Annotated in this window: 14 protein-coding genes; 5 read left to right on the top strand and 9 right to left on the bottom strand. The window is 63.3% G+C overall.

Features of this window, described 5'->3' with window-relative positions:
* From der to HQL56_12330, 7 genes are all read right to left on the bottom strand, one after another.
* A partial coding sequence (gene der / locus HQL56_12360; GenBank protein MBF0310310.1) for a ribosome biogenesis GTPase Der occupies positions 1–1,283 on the bottom strand: 1,283 nt, incomplete at its 3' end.
* A gap of 690 nt (positions 1,284–1,973) precedes the next feature.
* Positions 1,974–3,179: a PQQ-binding-like beta-propeller repeat protein gene (locus tag HQL56_12355; protein ID MBF0310309.1), complete on the bottom strand. Its 1,206-nt coding sequence runs from the start codon at positions 3,177–3,179 to the stop codon at positions 1,974–1,976.
* A 3-nt stretch (positions 3,180–3,182) separates the two neighbouring features.
* Positions 3,183–3,833: a tetratricopeptide repeat protein gene (locus HQL56_12350; protein MBF0310308.1), complete on the bottom strand. Its 651-nt coding sequence runs from the start codon at positions 3,831–3,833 to the stop codon at positions 3,183–3,185.
* Between the two features lie 18 nt (positions 3,834–3,851).
* Positions 3,852–5,111, bottom strand: a complete 1,260-nt coding sequence (locus HQL56_12345; protein ID MBF0310307.1) for a histidine--tRNA ligase — start codon at positions 5,109–5,111, stop codon at positions 3,852–3,854.
* Positions 5,108–6,208, bottom strand: a complete 1,101-nt coding sequence (gene ispG / locus HQL56_12340) for a flavodoxin-dependent (E)-4-hydroxy-3-methylbut-2-enyl-diphosphate synthase (GenBank protein ID MBF0310306.1) — start codon at positions 6,206–6,208, stop codon at positions 5,108–5,110. The genes HQL56_12345 and ispG overlap by 4 nt, the downstream gene beginning before the upstream one ends.
* A 15-nt stretch (positions 6,209–6,223) precedes the next feature.
* Entirely contained in the window at positions 6,224–7,228 is a 1,005-nt protein-coding gene (locus HQL56_12335; GenBank protein ID MBF0310305.1) for a helix-turn-helix domain-containing protein, read from the bottom strand.
* 45 nt (positions 7,229–7,273) lie between these two features.
* A complete protein-coding gene (locus HQL56_12330; GenBank protein ID MBF0310304.1) occupies positions 7,274–8,923 on the bottom strand; it encodes an NAD+ synthase in 1,650 nt (549 codons plus the stop codon).
* Between the two features lie 158 nt (positions 8,924–9,081).
* On the opposite strand from HQL56_12330, the gene hisC reads away from it, so the two are divergent.
* From hisC to HQL56_12305, 5 genes are all read left to right on the top strand, one after another.
* Entirely contained in the window at positions 9,082–10,182 is a 1,101-nt protein-coding gene (gene hisC / locus HQL56_12325) for a histidinol-phosphate transaminase (protein ID MBF0310303.1), read from the top strand.
* Positions 10,183–10,286: 104 nt separating this feature from the next.
* Complete coding sequence (locus HQL56_12320; GenBank protein MBF0310302.1) at positions 10,287–11,321, top strand: prepilin-type N-terminal cleavage/methylation domain-containing protein; 1,035 nt, start codon at positions 10,287–10,289, stop codon at positions 11,319–11,321.
* Between the two features lie 21 nt (positions 11,322–11,342).
* Positions 11,343–11,513 carry a hypothetical protein gene (locus HQL56_12315; GenBank protein MBF0310301.1) on the top strand — a complete coding sequence of 57 codons (171 nt, stop codon included), beginning with the start codon at positions 11,343–11,345 and terminating at the stop codon, positions 11,511–11,513.
* Positions 11,514–11,533: 20 nt separating this feature from the next.
* Positions 11,534–11,761: a DUF433 domain-containing protein gene (locus tag HQL56_12310; protein MBF0310300.1), complete on the top strand. Its 228-nt coding sequence runs from the start codon at positions 11,534–11,536 to the stop codon at positions 11,759–11,761.
* Positions 11,758–12,090 (top strand): DUF5615 family PIN-like protein, encoded by a 333-nt coding sequence (locus HQL56_12305; protein ID MBF0310299.1) that lies wholly within the window; start codon positions 11,758–11,760, stop codon positions 12,088–12,090. The genes HQL56_12310 and HQL56_12305 overlap by 4 nt, the downstream gene beginning before the upstream one ends.
* 3 nt (positions 12,091–12,093) lie before the next feature.
* Here HQL56_12305 and HQL56_12300 read toward each other — a convergent pair whose 3' ends face one another.
* Together HQL56_12300 and HQL56_12295 are read right to left on the bottom strand one after the other, a co-directional pair.
* Positions 12,094–13,218: a hypothetical protein gene (locus tag HQL56_12300; GenBank protein ID MBF0310298.1), complete on the bottom strand. Its 1,125-nt coding sequence runs from the start codon at positions 13,216–13,218 to the stop codon at positions 12,094–12,096.
* Positions 13,219–13,307: 89 nt separating this feature from the next.
* The gene (locus HQL56_12295) at positions 13,308–13,913 is read right to left on the bottom strand and encodes a DUF4337 domain-containing protein (GenBank protein ID MBF0310297.1); all 606 of its coding nucleotides are present in this window, start codon (positions 13,911–13,913) and stop codon (positions 13,308–13,310) included.
* Positions 13,914–14,025 lie beyond the last annotated feature (112 nt).

Here is a 14,025-nt window from a genome sequence, read left to right as displayed (position 1 = left end):
AAACGCTCCCGCAACTGGTTGTCCAGATAGCGACGATAGCCGTCCGCAAGCCCTTCCGGATGGTTGCCGAAGACCACCAGCAGCGGCGGGGAGACCTCCACCTGGGTGATGTAGCGCAATTTCACCGACTGGCCGGGACCGGTGCGGGGCGGGCCGTGTTTGTCCACCGTCTCCCGCAACCACCGGTTCAACTCACCGGTCGAAAGACGGCGCTGCATGCCCGTCCAGACCTGACGCGCCGCAGGCAACAGTTTCTCCACGCCGAAACCGTTCATGGCCGAAACCGGCACGATGGGACCATGACCCATCTCCGGCAAGGCCTCCTTCAGGGCTTTTTGCGCCTGGGCCAGGGTGGGACGCTCCGCACCTGGCAACAGATCCCACTTGTTGATGGCGAAAACCAGTCCGCAGCCCGCCTCCCAGGCAAGACTGGCGATGCGGCGATCCTGATCCGTCATGCCCCGTTGCGCGTCGAAGACCAGAATGGCCACATTGGCCCGTTCCATGGCCCGCATGGCCGCCATCACGGCGTATTTTTCCACTCGCAGGGAGATGCGGTTCTTGCGTCGCAAGCCGGCGGTATCCACCAACACCTGCCAGCGCCCTTCCCGATCCTGGAAGGGAATATCGACGCTGTCGCGGGTGGTGCCGGGAATGTCCGAAACCACCTGCCGCCCTTCTCCCAGCAAGCGGTTGACCAGGGAACTCTTGCCCACGTTGGGACAGCCCACCAGGGCCACCCGCAGGGCGGTATCCGCCGGATGGCCCGTTTCCGCCGTCTCCGGCTCCGGATGATGCAGTTTGGCGAACAACCGTTCCATCAAATCGTCGACGCCCAGGCCATGCAGAGCCGAAATCGGCATCACGTCGCCCACACCCATGCGGAAGAATTCGCCCGAGGAGGCGTCCGCTTCCCGGCTTTCGCATTTGTTGACCGCGCAAACGAAGGCCTTGCCGGAACGGCGCAGCCGCTCGGCGATCTCCTGATCGTCCGGCAGCAGACCGGAGCGGCCATCGGTGACCAGAATCACCCCGTCCGCCTCTTCCATGGCTACCAGGGCCTGTTCCCGGATGCGATCGGCCATCTCTTCGCCGGGTTCGGCGAAACCGCCGGTGTCCACGATCCGGAAGGGCATCTCTTCCCAGACGCCTTTGCCGTATTGCCGATCCCGGGTCAGGCCGGGGGTGTCGTCCACCAGGGCCTGGCGGCTGCGGGTCAGACGGTTGAACAGTGTGGATTTGCCCACGTTGGGGCGTCCCACCAAGGCGACAAGCGGCATCATGACCGCACCATCCTTCATGAAAAACGAAATACGGGGGGCCGGGGGGGGATTATCCCCCCCGGCGGGGTTCGGGGCAGCGCCCCGAGGTGTTGACCTGGCCTCTGGCGGGTCGAAGCCCAAAGAAGAAATGGCCAACTTCGCACCGCTTCCAAACCCTGTCACATCTTCGACCCGCCCGAAGGGGGCCAGGGGAGGGCCGCATCCTCCCCATCCTTTTGGGAGGCGCCCATTCCGCCTTGTTCGGGTTTAAATTCGAGAGTCCTTCTTGTATCTGTTCAGATATACGGGGGTTCGGGGGGGATTATCCCCCCGACGTGTCCAGGGCAGAGCCCTGGGACTTTTCCTTTTGCTGTTGACGTTCAACCCCATGGGGTCCAGGGGGCACCCCTGGGACTTTTCCTTTCGCCGTTGGCACGATCATGCCGCGCTGGGCAGGGGTCTGAATAGTTACTCCTTCTTTAAGTCTTTTGACCCGACTCTATCTTGCCGGCGCGTTCAAGGATGGGGAGGATGAAGCCCTCCCCTGGCCCCCTCCGGCGGGTCGAAGTAACAACAGCGTTCGGCGAAAATGCCTGGTTGGGCGTTTCTTCTGTTGGCTTCGACCCGCTACGTCAACGTCAACGTCAGAACCTCGGGGCGCTGCCCCGAACCCCGCCGGGGGGGATAATCCCCCCCCGGACCCCCGTATTATCAAGAACCGGATTCGTACCGGATCAGATTGCCCCGATTGGTCCACAACAAAAGACCCCGCTCCGTCACCACCGGATCGGCCAGCAACTCCTCATCCACCTGATCCAGCCCCGTCACCCGCCCCGAAGCGGGATCCAGCGTCATCAAACGACCCCGATTGTCACCGATCAACACCTGCTCGCCCAACAACACCGGCGCCGTCAACAGACCGTCCGACACCCGGTTCTGCCAGATCAAGCCCCCATCCTCCGCATCGAGGGCCAGCACATTGCCCTCGACATCCGCCACGATCAGACGCCGCCCCAGCAGCAGCGGGCTGCGAATTGCCGAAGCGCGCCGTTCCCAAACCCGCGCCCCGGTGGGCGGAAAGAGGGCCGCCACATGACCCTGATGGTTGACGGCGAAGATCTTGCGGGAGGAGAGCACGATGGACGCATCCACATCCTGCAACAGATCAACCTCGCTGCGTCCGCCGATGGCGGTCAGATTGGCCGTCCAGCGCACCTTGCCATCCGCCGTTCCCAAGGCGAAGACCTCACCCGAAGGATAACCCACGAAGGCCGTATCCCCCACCACCGTGGGTGTGGCTCCACCCATCAGCACCAGGGATTCCGGTGTGGAGGCGTGAATCCAGACCCGACTGCCATCGGCGGTGTTCAAGGCATAGGTGCGGCTGTCCAGGGTGGTGACCAGCAACCGATCCCTCGCCACCGCAGGAGCCGAGGTCACCTTGGTGGAAACCCGGGTCTTCCAGGCCAGTTCGCCTTTGTCCCGACGCAACGCCACCACATCGCCATCCAGGGTGCCGACATAAACCAGGTTTTCGTCCACCGCGACACCGCCGCTGGCGGCTCCCGGCAGATCGGCCCGCCAGATCACCCGTCCGCTGCCCACTTCCAGACAGTTCACCATGCCGCGCGTGGCGGAAGAGAAGAGTCCCCCCTCTTCCGCCGTGGCCACATAAACCCGATCCCCCGTGACCACAATCCGTCCCGGATGGGGCAACACCCCCTTCGCGGCGGCGGAGAGCGACTCCTTCCAAACCTTGCGCAGTCCCACCCCGCGCCCCGGATTCGGCGCGGTGAAGTGGTCCCCGGCCACCACCGGCTCGCCCCCCACGCCGACCCACTTGCTGACGCCGCAGCCACCCAGCAGCGCCGCCAGCGATACCCCCAGAACAACCCGCAACAACCCGGTTCGATTCATGCGTCAGCCTCCCATGCGCCGCACCTGTCGCGACAGGCGATCCCGCAACGATCCCGAGGGATTGGCCAGTAAGGCCTCCTTGAACAGCTTCAAGGCCTCCGCCTCCTCTCCGTGTTGCAGCAGCCAAACCCCTTCCAGCTCCAAAGCGTGGGGCCGGAACGGGGACTCCGCACCGATATCCGCGAGCAATGCCTTGACGGCGGCGCGATCCGTGGCCTGATCCACCCGCAAATTGGCATCCTGCATGCGGAGTAAATCCTTCAGGACCGGATCCGAAACGGCGGCAATCGACTGCACCAATTGACCGTGTGCTTCGTCGGCTTTGCCGGCCTTGACCAGAGCCTGGGCGCGCAACAGTCCTCCCAACGGGGTGTAGCCGGGACCGGCGCCCTCTTTCAGCAGCTTGTCCAAAGCCGCCGCCGCGCCGGGAGCATCCTTGGCCGCCAGTCGCGCCTGCCCGATGGCGAACTGCCGGGAATCGGACTCATCCTGACCGTGCCGATAATCCTGCCAGCCGACATAGGCGAAGAGCGACCCGAAGAACAGCCCGACCATCAGCAGGATGCGACCGCGATTCTCCTGCCAGTATTTGCGAAACTCGTCCTTTTCCAGCTCTTCGTTGACCTGCTCGATGAAATCGTCCGTCTGGGCCATGACCGTACTCCCTTTCCGTCAAATCGCCGTCCCGGCCCACTGCCGCAACCGGGAAACCGCATCCGTCGTACCGAGCGTCTCCTGCGTCCCTTCGTCCATGCGACGCAGCACCACCCGCCCCGAAACCACCTCGTCCTCGCCGATGATCACCGTCCAGGGGGCGCCACCCCGTCCCGCCCGCTTCATCTGGCTCTTCAGGGAGCCCGCCATGAGTCCCCCGTCCACCCGCAGACCGGCCTGGCGCAGTTCACCGGCCAGGGCCATGCCCGCCTCTTCCGCCGCAGCCCCCAGAGTGATCAGGTGGACCTGGGGCGTCACCGCCGGAACCTGCCGCCCTTCCAGCAGCAGGATCACCCGTTCCATTCCCAGGGCGAAACCCACCGCCGGCGTGGCCGGTCCGCCCAAGGCGCCCACCAGACCGTCGTAACGCCCCCCCGCCGCCACGGCGTTCTGGGAACCCAGCAGCTCCGTGGTCACCTCGAAGGTGGTGCGGGTGTAATAGTCCAAACCGCGCACCATCAACGCATTGCGCCGGAAGGAACGCCCCATGGCGCCCAGCAGCCGCTCCACCCCCTGGAAATGGCTTTCGCAGGCCGGGCAGAGGTGTTCGATCATCTTCGGCGCCTCCAAAGCCACGCGGCGGCAGCCGTCCACCTTGCAATCCAGAACCCGCAGGGGGTTGCGTTCCAGACGCCGCCGGCAATCCTCGCACAAGGCCTCCCGATGCCCCTCCAGAAAGGCGCTCAGGGACTCCCGGAACGGCGGACGGCATTCGCCGCAACCCAGAGAGTTGATCTCCAGCCGCACCGACTGCCCAAGCCCCAGTTCGTCGAACAGCCGCAGGATCAGATCCATGACCTCCACGTCGGCCTGATAGCTCTCGGGACCGAAAAACTCGCAGCCGATCTGATGAAACTGGCGATAGCGCCCCTTCTGGGGCCGCTCCCGGCGGAACATGGCCCCGGAATACCAAACCCGACAGGGCGGCATGCGCACCAGACCGTGTTCCACCACGCTGCGCACCACCACCGCCGTGCCTTCCGGGCGCAGGGAGAGGCTCTCACCGCCGCGATCCGGAAAGGTGTACATCTCTTTTTCCACGATATCGGTGGCTTCGCCCACCGCACGGGTGAAGAGGGCCGTCGCCTCCAGAATCGGCACCCGGATCTCCTCGCAGGCGTACAGAGCGAAAATCCGCCGCGCCGTCTCCTCCAAAAGCCGCCAGTGGGGCACTTCCGCCGGCAGGATGTCCCGAATGCCTCGCACGCCCTGCATCATGATACGCGATTCCTTTCCAATGCCGCCGCCCGTTCCACTTCCGCCACCAATCGCTCGATCAGTGCCTCTTCCGCCACCTTGCCCACCGGCTCGCCCCGCAGATAGAGCAGGTTGCCGCCGTCCCCCCCCACCACGCCGACCGCCGACTCCCGCGCCTCGCCGGGACCGTTGACCACGCAGCCGATCACCGACAGGCTCACCGGCTCCCGGATGTGGGCCAGACGTTTTTCCAGTTCCGCCACCACCCGGATCACCTGAAACTCCTGTCGCGAGCAGGTGGGGCAGGAGATGATGTTGACCCCGCGATGGCGCAAGCCCAGGGATTTGAGAATTTCGAAGCCGACCTTCACCTCTTCCACCGGATCGGCGGAGAGGGAGACCCGAAGGGTATCGCCGATGCCTTCCGCGAGCAACAGCCCCAGCCCCACCGCCGACTTCACCGCGCCCGGCAGCAACCCGCCCGCTTCGGTGATGCCCAGGTGCAGCGCATAGTCCACCTGTGCGGCCAGAGCCCGATAGGCCGCCACCGTCATGCCGACGGAGCTGGCCTTCAGGCTGATTTTGATCTCCCGGTAGTCGAGATCTTCCAGAATACGGATGTGGCGCAGGGCCGATTCCACCATGGCGGCGGGACACGGTTCGCCGTAGCGGGTCAGCAGCTCCTTCTCCAGCGATCCGGCGTTGACCCCGATGCGAATGGGCACCATGCGTTCCCGAGCCGCCCGCACCACCTCGGCCACCCGTTGCGTGGAGCCGATGTTGCCCGGATTGATGCGCAGTCCGTCGATGCCCTGTTCCAGCGCCAGCAGGGCCAGGCGGTGGTCGAAATGGATGTCGGCGATCAGGGGCACCGGCGAGGCGGCCCGTATGGGGCCCATGGCCAGCGCGGCCTCCCGATCCGGACAGGAGATGCGCACGATATCGGCGCCCGCTTCCGCCAGGGCCTGCACCTGGGCCGAGGTTGCCGCCACGTCCCGGGTGTCGGTGTTGGTCATGGACTGCACCGAAATGGCCGCCTCGCCACCCACCTCGACCGTGCCCACCCGAATGGACCGGCTGGCGCGTCGCGCTGTGATCCAGGGTTGCGCTTCATGCATCGTGGCCACTCCCGCTCAATGCCGCGCGGCGCGTTCACGCAGCGCCTGCACCGTCAGCGGCATGCCGCGCACCACCTCGCCGGTGCGCCCCAGCAACACGGCTTCCCCCTCCCCGACCCGGAACTGCAGACCGCCGGCATTGCCCAGACTCAGGGTATATCCCGAACCCTCCGGAACCTCGTAGCGTTCTCCCGGACGCATGGTGGCATCCCGCACCACATGACCCCGTCCGTCCTTGACCTGCAGCCAGACCTTCTGGGTGGCCAGAAGCACCAGTTTCCCGGATTCGCCTCCGGCCCCCTCCTCCTCGTCCACCCCTGCAGGAGGCTCCGGCGGATCCCCGCCGAAGTTCCACACCTTGCCGCTCTCCTCTCCCGAGGCGGTTTCACCGCGCACCGCCTTTTCCCGCAACTCCTGGGAAGCGGGCCGGTTCTCTTCCGGCAGCGAAACGACCTCGCGCGTCAACGGCACGGTCATGGTCTCCGTGACCCGCTTGCTGCCCTCCACCTCACCCCCTCCCGTGACCGGGGCCACGCTCTTTTCCGAACGGTTCACCGGACCGGATGCCTCCGGAACGGAGCGCGGCGGCGATTCGCTCCCTTCCCGATCCCAATACCAGCGTTCCACCGCCACCCCCGCGGCCAGCAGCAGAAGCAGTCCCATGACCACCATCCAGCGGCTGGGACGACTGCGGGAGGTCGAAGGCGGAGGGGGGAAAAAGGGCGTGGACAACTTGCCGTTGCGGCCCTTCATCTCCGCCATGAAGCGTTGCACCACCTCTTCTTCCTGCAAACCCAGGTGCCGCGCGTAGATGCGCAAAAAACCCACCACGAAGGTCTGCCCCGGCAACTGCCCCAGCTCCCCCTCCTCCAGAGCCCGCACGTGGATCAGACGCAGGCGGGTTTGCCGGGAAACCTCTTCCAGACTCAATCCCTTGTTCTGCCGCACCTGCCGCAACAACTCCCCCACCTTCAGGGCGCTGCTCTCGGCGCTCTCCTTGACCTCTGACTCACTCCTCATCGACCACTCATCCTTCCCCCGCAGAGAACCCGCTTCGGGTCCGCATCAGGAAAACGTAAACCCGTTGGTGATGGGATAGCGGCGATCCTTGCCGAAGCCCCGTTGCGTCACCTTGACTCCCGGAGGGGCCTGCCGCCGTTTGTACTCGTTGCGATCCACCAGCCGCACCACCCGCAACACCGTTTCGCGGTCGAAACCCCGCGCCACCATCTCTTCGATACCGCACTCCCGTTCCACGTACATCTCCAGTATCGGATCCAGAACCGGATAGGGCGGCAGGGAGTCGCTGTCCTTCTGGTTGGGCCGCAACTCCGCCGTCGGCGGCTTCTCCAGCACCCGTTCCGGAATCGGGGGCGCCTCCCCCGCCTCTTCCGCCCAGCGGTTGCGCGCCCTCGACAGGCGAAACACCCACTCCTTCAGCAGATCCTTCAACACGGAAAAGCCTCCGGCCATATCCCCGTAAAGGGTGGCGTAACCCACGCTCATCTCGCTCTTGTTGCCGGTCGTCACCAGCAGGCGGCCCTTCTTGTTGCACAGGGCCATCAGCAGCGTGGCGCGAATGCGCGGTTGCAGGTTCTCTTCCGTCACGTCTTCCGCCAGTCCGGCGAATTCGGTGGCCAACTGTTTCCGGAAGGCGGCAAACATCGGTTCGATGTCCAGGGAGATCAGCCGCACCCCCAGCCGCGCGGCCAGATCCGCCGCATCCTCCAGACTCTCTCGTGAGGTGTAGGGCGACGGCATCATCACCGTCTCCACCCGCTCCGCCCCCAGCGCATCGGCGCAGATCACGGCGGTCAGGGCCGAATCGATGCCGCCGGAAAGGCCCAGCACGACCCCCTCGAAACCGTTCTTGGCCACATAATCGGCCAATCCCAGACACAGCACCCGATAGATCTCCCGCTCCACGTCGGGGATCGCGGCGACAGGGCCATGCCCCAGCCGGACGCGACCCTCCGCATCCCGAACGGCGCGCAGCAACAGGATCTGCTCCACGCACGCGCCGCATCGTCCGGCGACGCCGCCCGTGGCGTCGAGGGCGAAGGAGCCCCCGTCGAAGACCAGTTCGTCCTGCCCGCCCACCAGATTGCCGTAGAGCAGGGGCAGCCCGTGGCGCAGCACATGGCCCCGCGCCACCTCTTCCCGTTCCCGCGCCTTGCCGACATGGTAGGGTGAGGCATTGATGTTGATCAGCAACTCCGCGCCGTTTCGCACCAACTGCGGAATCGGGGAGTTGTCGGCCCAGAGATCCTCGCAGACGCTCACCCCGACACGCAGGCCGCAACAGGTGAAGCAGACCGCCTCTTCGCCGGGAACGAAATAGCGCTGTTCGTCGAAAACACCGTAGTTGGGCAGGCAGTGTTTGGCAAAATAACCGGTTTCCGTGGCGCCGCGCCGATGCACCGCCGCGTTGACCAGCCCTCTGGCGGAATGGCGCACGCTGCCGTAGATCACCTCCATGCCGAGGCCTTCCACCGCTTCCGCCAGCCCGGCTTCCACCCGGGCCAGACGCTGCAGAAAGGCCGGCTTGTGCAGCAGATCCTCCGGCGGATAGCCGGTCAGCACCAGTTCGGGCAGAACGGCCAGGGAGGCGCCCTGTTGCCGGGCCTGATTCAAAAAGCGAATCACCCGCTCCAGATTCCGTTCCAGCGCACCCACTGTTGCATTGATCTGGATGATCGCGATACCGCATTCCATGGCCCAAGGCCTCTTTTCCAAATGAGCCGCATCAATCCCACGGGGGATTGTAGCCCATTTCCCCGTCCTTTCCAACAGGCGCCCGGACCGGGACGAATTGCCTTTTTGTCTGCCCTCGTCCAGAATGGGCCATTCGATCCACCTGTAAAGACGATTGGATGAGCCCCATGCCCCTGCAAGACTGGATTCGACCCGCCGTTCAAGAGATGGCCGGCTACACCCCCGGCGAACAGCCCCCGCCCGGCGTGTCGATCATCAAGCTCAATACCAACGAAAATCCCTATCCCCCGCCACCCGAGGTGATGCAGGCCATCCGGCAGGCGGTGGGAGAGGCGTTGCGCCGCTATCCGGAACCCGATTCCCGCTCCGTGCGGGAGGCCGCCGCCCGGGCCTACGGCCACGACGCCCGCGGCATCGTCTGCGGCAACGGCTCCGACGACCTGCTGGCCCTGGTGCTGCGCATGGCCGTCGACAGCGGCGAAACGGTCGCCTCTCCGGATCCCTCGTACACCCTCTACGAACCCCTGACCACCATTCAGGGAGGCCGCTTCCAGGCCGTGCCCTGGGCCGAAAACGGCCATCTGCCCGTCGAAGCCCTGGCCGCCGTCCGGGCCAAAGTCTGCCTGGTGGCCCGTCCCAACGCGCCCACCGGCCATACCTTCCCCCTCGACGAGGTGGCCCGACTCTGCCGCCTCACTCCGGGAATCGTCGTGCTGGACGAGGCCTACGCCGATTTCGCCGACGACAACGGCCTCGCCCTGCTGCCCCGTCACGCCAACCTCATCGTGACCCGCAGCTTCTCCAAATCCCTCTCCCTGGCCGGACTACGCCTGGGACTGGCCTTCATGACCCCCGACCTGGCCGAAACCATGCACAAGGTGCGCGACTCCTACAATCTCGACCGTCTGGCCCAGGCCGCCGCCGTCGCCGCCCTCGACCACCTGGAAGCCTTCCAACCCGCCATCGAGGCCATTCGCCGGGAACGCAAACACCTGACCAGCGCTTTGCGGCAGCGCGGCTTCACCGTCCCCGACAGCCAGGCCAACTTCGTCCTCGCCGACGTACCCTCCGGTCCCGCAACCGGACGCGACTGGCTCCTCGCCCTGAAAAACACCGGCATCCTGGTGCGCCACTTCGGCAGCGACCCGCGCCTGGACAACCGGTTGCGCATCAGCATCGGCACGCCGGAAGAGATGGAACACCTGATCCAGACCATCGACCGCCTGCAATCTGGCCCAACATTTGCTTCAGAAACGTAATTAGGCAAGAATTCATTGCTAATCCCATTGGGGTAAACTACGAAGAGTTCTTGACCAAGCCTCTCTTTCCCGCTATTGAAGATACTAGAGGGAGCGCTGTCGCGATGAAATCCGGGCTGGCAGGGATGCAATTCGGTCCGCGTGCGATCAAAAAATTGGCGCTCTACTTCGCGCGACCCCGGATGACGGTCGCCTCCTCGCCGTCCGGCAAGTCCCTGCTGACTCTCCCATACCAGGAAGGTGTTGCGGTCATGAAGCGTTCCACTCGCCCCGTCCCCGCCGTCGGGATCGCCGGGTTCACCCTCGTCGAACTCTCCATCGTGCTGGTCATCATCGGGATCATCGTCTCCCTGGGCTTCAGCGTCCTGCCCGGAGCCGTGCAGACCGCCCAACTCACCGCCACCCGGTCCCGCATGGACCAGATCCAACTCGCCATCGAAGGCTTCGCCGTCGCCAATAACCGACTGCCCTGCCCGGCTTCCGATTCCGGCAGCGGACTCGAAAATCCGACCCTGTCCACTACCACTGTCACAACATGCACCAGCAATGTGGGTTTCCTGCCATTCGGTACCCTTGGCCTCGCAAATGGGCATGACTCCTGGCACAACACGCTGTATTACAGCATTTATAAACCGGCATCCTATGCAACCGCGCCAACGAATTGCACTGATTTTTCGGATACGACAACTTTCACTACGTCAGGCTATGATTTAAGCTGCTACGACCCCAGCAATCCCCCCACACGAAGCAGTTTTTGCACCAAGCTTCAAAATATTTTGAATTCTTTCTCCACCGTACCGGTCACCCGGTCTCGCGTGCATACCGCCCGCGCTACCGATAATGCTTGCGCAACCGGCGATACCACCGCCACGTCCAACAACAACACCAACGTCGCCTTCCTGATCGCCAGCTCCGGCAACGAAGACGCCGAACGGAACACCAGCGACACCTCCGCCGCCCGAAAATTCGACGGCAACAACTATGCCTCCATCTTCACCAACAATACCACCGACATCTGCTTCGACAACCCGGCCCGCGCCTGGAAAACCCCGGATTCCGAAAACAACACCACCGGCTACGACGATGTCACTCACGCCGTCGGACTGGCCACCCTGGTGGGCCGTCTCAACTGTCCCTGAACCACGGGAAAATCGCCCCCCATGCGTCGCCCCCTGGCTCTGTCCGCTGCTTTCCTGATGTTGCTGGGCTTCTGGATCCTCGCCACCCCACCGGACGACTTCGAGGGCACCCGCCAGGCCGCCTTCAACGGCCTCCTGCTGGTCCTCGGCGGCTCCCTGACCATGCTGGCCTCCCTTTTCTTCAAATCATGATCAAAACAGGGAGTCAAAATATGGTTGACTACCGGTCACATATCACCATCGATCCGGGGAAATGCGGAGGAAAGCCCTGCATTCGGGGAATGCGTATTACAGTTTATGACATTTTGGATTATCTGGCATCAGGAATGACCCTCGATGATCTATTATCAGATTTTCCAGATATTACCCGTGAAGATATTTTGGCTTGCTTGGCCTTTGCCGCCGACCGGGAGCGACACATCCTGGCTATCCCTGCATGAAACTGCTTTTTGATCAAAATTTATCGCCTCGTTTGGTATCCTCTTTGGCTGACCTTTATCCCGAATCGGCTCATGTGCGTGAATTTGGCATGGAAGCCGCTCCAGATAATATTGTGTTGGATTTTGCAAAAAAATATAACTATATCTTAGTAAGTAAAGATTCGGATTTTTTTGATCCTCAAATACTACAAAAACATCCAGTTAAAGTCGTTTGGATACGCCGAGGTAATTGTTCTACTGAAATGATAGCAGATATTATTAATCGTCACATAAAGGATATTACACGACTAGAAACAACTGAAAATCTATACCTTCTAATACTATATTAACCCCTACCGGCACCCCCCCGGATCACTCGCATAAGCCTCCACCCCATCCCTCTGCAACCGTTGCAGATAACACCCATAGTGTTTTGTCCACGCCGCAAGACGCCCATCCCGCAGCAGCCCGGCCACATTGTTGACCTCGATGGCCATAACCTCCACCCGCTCGATACGCAACGCCTCCAGCAAGGCCTGCACCAGCAGCATGTCGCTCAACAGGCTGCCAACCCCCATCGTGGAACACACCGGAGCCACCGCCTCCCCCCGACACGCCTCCAACATGCGTAAGAGCGACGCGGAATCCTCCCCTTCCAAACGCCGAATGGCCTCTTCCAGCGCCCTCCGCTCGAAACCACCCGCATCCACCCCTCCCCGAAGCACCCCCTGCCGGGCCAGATACAACAAAACCGGATGCATGCCCTTGACCACCGGCGCACTGATGGCCGTCAGCGCAAACCCACCCCCCAAACTCTCCCGCGCCGATTGCAACTCAGCGGAAAGGATCTCCCGGCTTTTGGCCATGGCCCCCGCTCCCACCGGATCGAGGGAACAGTTCGCCTCCGTCGAACCCTTGAGGCGGGCGCAAAGCCGCTTGTGCCACGCCTTCTGCCCCAGCGCCACGCCCCAACTGCGCGCCTCCCCGGCAATCTGCAGGCTGCCGCCGCCGATATCGAGAATAAAGGGCGTGGTCAACTTGCCCCGCGCCGCCTCCCTGGCTGCCACAAAACCGTAATGCCCCTCCACCTCCTGGGGAATCACGAAGAGAAATACACCGCTTTGACGATGAATCCCCGCCATCGTGGCAGCCAACGAACGACGGTCCCCCTGCCCCGCCGCCAGACGCCAGGCGGAAAAGCCTCCCGCCACCGCCTGGCACCCTGTCGGCAGATACGCCTCCCTCGGCAGACGCCGAAAGGCCTCCACCGTGGCGGGAACCGTGACATCGATGCGGTCGTCGGCCCAGACATCCGTCAGATAGTCGATCGACACCTTGGCGGTTTGCGGACCCTCCAGAAAACCCACACGAATGCCCGAAGAACCCACATCGAAACCGATGCGGCAGGGAACGCCCTCTTCCGCCGGAAGGAAACCCGGACAGAAAAAGACCAGACTGAACAGGAGAGCCCACGGCAAACACCTCCGGAACCTGCTCCGGGAAACGTCCCATGGCGCTGCCCTGGACCCGCCGGGGGGGATAATCCCCCCGTATGTTCCAACGAAATTCATAGGTGCAGCAAGGTCGGGGCAAACCAGCCCAGACAGCCGAAACCGACACCCACCAAGCCCAAGCCCCCGGCGGCAAACACCAGCGGCACCATTGAGGTGATCGCCGCCGCCGAAGCCATGACGATGGCAATCTGGATCAGCGCCGCCCCGTATTCGAACATATGATAGGCCGCCAGAGCCCGATCCCGCCGCTGCTCGGAACTCTTGGCCCGCTCCGCCAACTCCTTGCGCCCCTCCCCGGTCTCCGGTTCGCTGTCGTAACGTTGCGCATCCGCGCGCATCTTGGCCAGTCGCTTGCGGAAATCCGCCGTCTGTTCGGCATTCAACCCCGATGGAAGCAGATACTCCACTGCGTCGGCAGTGGTGCGCATCTGCGTCAGGCGAATCGATTTGGCCTGGAAAAAGGCCCACAGGTTCGAAGCCTCGATATTGGCCGCGATGTAGGCGTTCTGCGTGCTGTTGACCCCGGTTTCGATCAGGGCCAGCAGACAGGCCAGAACGCTGATCAGGATGGCGATACGTTTGTTCAACCGCCCGCCATGGGTTTCACCGTCGTGATGGGCCGCTTCGTGAATCTTTTCGTGTGTTTCCAAGGTCTCCATGGATTCTCTTCCCTGTGGTTCGGAGGAGTTGCAAAACTCCCGCTGCCAAGATATTGACTTTCAATATTTTATCTTTTAAGTATCAAAAAAAGGAAATGTTCTATCCGTTGAC

Source organism: Magnetococcales bacterium (assembly GCA_015231925.1).
Taxonomy (GTDB): Bacteria; Pseudomonadota; Magnetococcia; order Magnetococcales; family JADGAQ01; genus JADGAQ01.
This window is presented reverse-complemented; position numbering and strand designations above follow the sequence as displayed.

What these genes read in the sequence shown, in the direction of transcription:
- HQL56_12355 (MBF0310309.1), bottom strand. Translation starts at nt 3,179, where the DNA reads ATGAATCGAACCGGGTTGTTGCGGGTTGTTCTGGGGGTATCGCTGGCG.
- hisC (MBF0310303.1), top strand. Translation starts at nt 9,082, where the DNA reads ATGAGCCCCATGCCCCTGCAAGACTGGATTCGACCCGCCGTTCAAGAG.
- HQL56_12335 (MBF0310305.1), bottom strand. Translation starts at nt 7,228, where the DNA reads ATGAGGAGTGAGTCAGAGGTCAAGGAGAGCGCCGAGAGCAGCGCCCTG.
- HQL56_12310 (MBF0310300.1), top strand. Translation starts at nt 11,534, where the DNA reads ATGGTTGACTACCGGTCACATATCACCATCGATCCGGGGAAATGCGGA.
- ispG (MBF0310306.1), bottom strand. Translation starts at nt 6,208, where the DNA reads ATGCATGAAGCGCAACCCTGGATCACAGCGCGACGCGCCAGCCGGTCC.
- HQL56_12295 (MBF0310297.1), bottom strand. Translation starts at nt 13,913, where the DNA reads ATGGAGACCTTGGAAACACACGAAAAGATTCACGAAGCGGCCCATCAC.
- HQL56_12305 (MBF0310299.1), top strand. Translation starts at nt 11,758, where the DNA reads ATGAAACTGCTTTTTGATCAAAATTTATCGCCTCGTTTGGTATCCTCT.
- HQL56_12330 (MBF0310304.1), bottom strand. Translation starts at nt 8,923, where the DNA reads ATGGAATGCGGTATCGCGATCATCCAGATCAATGCAACAGTGGGTGCG.
- HQL56_12315 (MBF0310301.1), top strand. Translation starts at nt 11,343, where the DNA reads ATGCGTCGCCCCCTGGCTCTGTCCGCTGCTTTCCTGATGTTGCTGGGC.
- HQL56_12320 (MBF0310302.1), top strand. Translation starts at nt 10,287, where the DNA reads ATGAAATCCGGGCTGGCAGGGATGCAATTCGGTCCGCGTGCGATCAAA.
- HQL56_12345 (MBF0310307.1), bottom strand. Translation starts at nt 5,111, where the DNA reads ATGATGCAGGGCGTGCGAGGCATTCGGGACATCCTGCCGGCGGAAGTG.
- HQL56_12350 (MBF0310308.1), bottom strand. Translation starts at nt 3,833, where the DNA reads ATGGCCCAGACGGACGATTTCATCGAGCAGGTCAACGAAGAGCTGGAA.